We start from the raw sequence: 3,995 nt of genomic DNA, 5'->3' as shown, positions 1-3,995 counted from the left end.
ACCAGGGCGAGATCGCGAACGCTTTTTGAGCGAACCATTGGGTTTGACCGCCGTCCCGGGCTGTGATCTTATGCTCTCTTTTCGGAGAGCCACTTCATGCCCATCGACGCCTTCTCTAAGCACTTTGCCGAGCTCCAAGACCCAAGGCAAACCGCCAAAGTGGCTTATCCCTTATTTGATGTGCTGTTTCTGACGCTCTGTGCTGTTATCGGTGGTGCTGAAGGATGGCAGGATATTGAGGACTTTGGTGACGCCCATCTAGACTGGTTCCAGAAGCGCCAGCTCTTCCTCAATGGCATGCCGGTTGATGACACGATTGCCCGCGTCATTTCCCGGCTCGACCCATTGCAGTTTCAGCATTGTTTTCTCAGCTGGATGACATCGGTAAGTCAGTGCAGTAACGGCGACGTTATCGCCTTGGATGGAAAGGTGTTGCGAGGCTCCTATCACCGTGATGACAGGGCTTCAGCCATCCATATGGTCAGTGCGTTTGCCTGTGCCAATGGTGTCGTGCTAGGCCAGGTGAAAACCGATGCTAAATCCAATGAGATCACAGCAATCCCGGCGTTGTTGTCGTTGTTGGATATCAATAATTGCCTGATATCGATTGATGCGATGGGCTGCCAGACAGCCATTGCGGCTCAGATTATCGAGCAAGGCGGTGATTACTTGTTGGCCGTCAACGGTAATCAAGAGCGTTTGTCGAATGCGGTGTGTGAGGCGTTCAAGCCTGTGTTGGCAGAGCAGCATATCGCCAGTATCGAGCAAAACCGGGGAAGAGTTGAAGTGCGGCAATATCATGTGCTGCCGGCCGAGGAGGTAGCCCGCCATTTTCCTGAGTGGAAAGGGCTGCGAACACTGGGGGTCGCCGTTGGCTACCAGCAAAAGAGCAAGGGTGAGGTGTCATTGGAGCATCGTTACTACATCAGCTCAGCCCCTTTGGAGCGAGCCACTTTTGCGAATGCGGTACGCAGCCACTGGGGGATAGAAAACCAGTTGCACTGGGTTTTGGATGTCACCATGAAAGAAGATGCCTGCTCTATTTATCGGGGGGATGCCGCCGAGATACTGGCCACAGCAAGGCATATGGCACTGAACATGCTCAGAGCAGAAGAAGGAAAGCGAGCCAGCATCCGCCGTAAGCAGAAGATAGCCGCCATGAACAACGACTATCTCGAACAAGTAATTTTGTCAGGGGTAAGAGCGGCGAACAAAGAGTGACCACTCATGCTCTTGCCCTGCTTCTGGGACCTTCTCTGATAGCTCTTTCAATTCAGTAGGAACAGTCATCGACACTGTCGCTATGCACTTCAACTCTTGCGCTGAACCACTTGTAGTCGATACATCAGATATTTTAATAGGTACTATAGCGACTTTGTTTTGAAAACGTTCTAGTTAATCTGCTGAGACCGACATTTTAGACAAGGCATTATCACGCAGTGCCTCCGTCACTGCGAGAATGGAATCTTCACGGCCACATTTGAAGGGGATCTTTTCATCTTTAGAGTCAAAAATTCCGGCGCTTGCTATACTCGCCCCCCCTAACCCAAGCATGACAACAAATAACTTTAACTTCATATGCTTTAAATCCTTCATAAAAATCTTCATCGAACCAATGATTAATGTATATTCGAGGAATATAGTTGACTTGTAGTTACCCAGTTATCTAGTTACCTTTTAATGTTTACCGTAACAATAGATGCATTAACCCTTATTAATTATATAAAGGTGTCAATAACCCCATATCATACTGGGTTTATTGAAATATCTATTTGCTTAACGGTCTCTGAGCCGATGAAACGTATTGATTTATTATCATAATCGTAAATTAAATTACCATCTCTTATCGCTGAAGGCTTACCATATATTTTTAGGACGTCAAGCATCTTACTTCCCACAAAAATCCCCCTACTGCTAAATCCTATATCTCCCTTGATAGTAATCCTAGTTATTCTATAATCATCAAAATCTCTTTTTATTTTATCATAGTTAAGATTCGACGACTCTATATATATAGAGCCAAAGTCGTGTTGATAAAATTTATAATCAACCCCATTTACAGTTCTAAATAAATCTATGTATTTATTCCCACTATCTATTTCAGTAAAGTTAGCAAACACCCACGCTATGTCGCTGTAACTACTATCAATATGTATTTCAGTACCATTGAAATCTATAAAGAAATCACCTTCACTCACGTTTAATTTATTTGTCGAGATACTATCTTTGCTGATGCGAGGTGATTTAACCCATCCAGCATGTACTTTTCCATTCCTATCTAAAAATTTTATGTATTGGAAATTATTATATGATGCATATGATACTGCTTTATCACCATTAATGATGAAAACTTTCTTTGACTTACACTTTTCGAGTGGAAAATCATAAAAAAAAGTTCTCCCTTTCGATATTACAACGACATCTGACAAGCCATAACTCACGCCTTCAGAGTCAGTTTCAGTATTCGAAAAACTCATTTTTTCACACTCAGATTGAGCACTGAAAGAAAGCAGTAAAAAACAAGGGTAAATATATTTTTCACCAATCACTCCTCGTAAACAGGAACATCTATGTATAGAACGGCATCTGGTATATTTAAGGACACCCACCATTCTGGTAAAAGCACACGCAGCCTCACGCCCTCCAAGGTTGTTTGAGTTAATCACGCTGGGAACAATCAAGAACGCCGACTGAAGTCAGCCAATTTCTCATAACCTGCAGACTCGCACCAAACTAGTGGCCTGGTGGCTCTGATCACTATGTATCAACACCTTATCGAAGAGCGTTCAATGAGGTTGATGACACCGTCGCTGACAGCAGTGGTGGGCGTAACGCTCTCGCGCCGCACCGTGGCCGATGGCCCGAATGCCGCTTCGTTTGAACAGCTTCACCTGCTTGAGCCAGTCGTCACCGTCGAGTTGCAACCGTTGCAGGATGGGAGAAAGCACCTCGGGAATATGGCCCCGCTTGTCATCGCGGATGGCACGGCCAGTCCAGTCAACCAGCGCCAGATAGTCGCTGAAGGTGTAGGGGAGTGACTCGAGTTTACCTTTCTGAGCGAAAGGGAGCAGCAAGGGTGGCAACTCGGTGGTCTGGGCCCTTCCCAGGCGCTGGCTGATGCTGGTGTAGTCACTCTTCTCGGGTCGGTCGGCGAGTTTGGCACGGATGGGGTTTAGCTCCACATAGGCCATGCAGGCGAGCAGTGCCGACTCCGTCAGCAGGGCCTGGCTCTTGAAGCGCCCCTCCCAGAAGTGACCCTTGCAGCTATCTTCCTGATTAGCTTGGCGAGCCAACCCTTCGTTGAGCAGGCGCACGAACCAGCTGATGGAGTAGAGCCGCCCACGCCACTCCTCTATCAGCCCCTGCACTACCGCGAGCTCAGGCTCAATCAGGGCATCCCCCTGATACCAGCGGCGTACCAGTAGCGGCCACTGGAACAGCCCGGCCCACCGCTCGGCCACCTCCCGCTCGCTCCAGCCCTGGGCCTGCTCGGCATCTACTTTCAGCACCAGATGATAGTGGTTGCTCATCACCGCATAGGCGCAGATACCGATGGCAAAGAGCCGCGACAGCTGACCCAGCCGGTCAACCACCCACTGACGGCGATGCTCATAGCTCTGGCCCGAGTGAGCATCTTCCCCACACAGAAAGGCCCGCCGCACGCAGCGGCTGACCACGTGGTAGTAGGGCGTATCCTGCAAACTGATTTGACGTGAACGGGCGATGGTCATGGCGAGTTCCTCGGCAGTGAGGCTTCAAGTCCAGCAGAGCGCTACGCCCCTGTCAAAAAGGTGGGTGTCCCAGAACTCAGGCGCATCTACCAAGGGGACGCCGGTGACTGCGGAGCAGCTGCGCATCCGGGAGCTCGAAAAACGCCTGCGCCGCCTGGAAGAGGAAAACGTAACCGTTCACCGACAGGGGCTTGACGCACACAATTCGGCAGGGATGGGGTAATTCGTTTTCTCGATGCAGGCCCGGACGACGGCGCGCAGCCA

General features: G+C 49.3%; 4 protein-coding genes. 1 reads left to right on the top strand and 3 read right to left on the bottom strand.

Annotated features, from left to right (window positions below):
- Window positions 1–96: 96 nt before the first annotated feature.
- Window positions 97–1,221: an ISAs1 family transposase gene (locus tag AB5Y48_RS02745; RefSeq protein WP_368163707.1), complete on the top strand. Its 1,125-nt coding sequence runs from the start codon at window positions 97–99 to the stop codon at window positions 1,219–1,221.
- Window positions 1,222–1,395: 174 nt separating this feature from the next.
- On the opposite strand, the gene AB5Y48_RS02740 is transcribed toward AB5Y48_RS02745, so the two are convergent.
- The 3 genes from AB5Y48_RS02740 to AB5Y48_RS02730 all read right to left on the bottom strand — a co-directional run bounded on the left by AB5Y48_RS02740 (window position 1,396) and on the right by AB5Y48_RS02730 (window position 3,731).
- Entirely contained in the window at window positions 1,396–1,578 is a 183-nt protein-coding gene (locus tag AB5Y48_RS02740) for a hypothetical protein (protein WP_368163706.1), read from the bottom strand.
- Between the two features lie 167 nt (window positions 1,579–1,745).
- Window positions 1,746–2,666 (bottom strand): hypothetical protein, encoded by a 921-nt coding sequence (locus AB5Y48_RS02735; RefSeq protein WP_368163705.1) that lies wholly within the window; start codon window positions 2,664–2,666, stop codon window positions 1,746–1,748.
- Window positions 2,667–2,786: 120 nt separating this feature from the next.
- Window positions 2,787–3,731 carry a transposase gene (locus AB5Y48_RS02730; RefSeq protein ID WP_368163704.1) on the bottom strand — a complete coding sequence of 315 codons (945 nt, stop codon included), beginning with the start codon at window positions 3,729–3,731 and terminating at the stop codon, window positions 2,787–2,789.
- Window positions 3,732–3,995: the final 264 nt, after the last annotated feature.

The organism is Aeromonas sp. R6-2, assembly GCF_040908155.1.
Taxonomy (GTDB): Bacteria; Pseudomonadota; Gammaproteobacteria; order Enterobacterales; family Aeromonadaceae; genus Aeromonas; species Aeromonas schubertii.
Note: the sequence above shows the minus strand (reverse complement) of the source record. Positions and strands in the feature narration are given on the sequence as shown.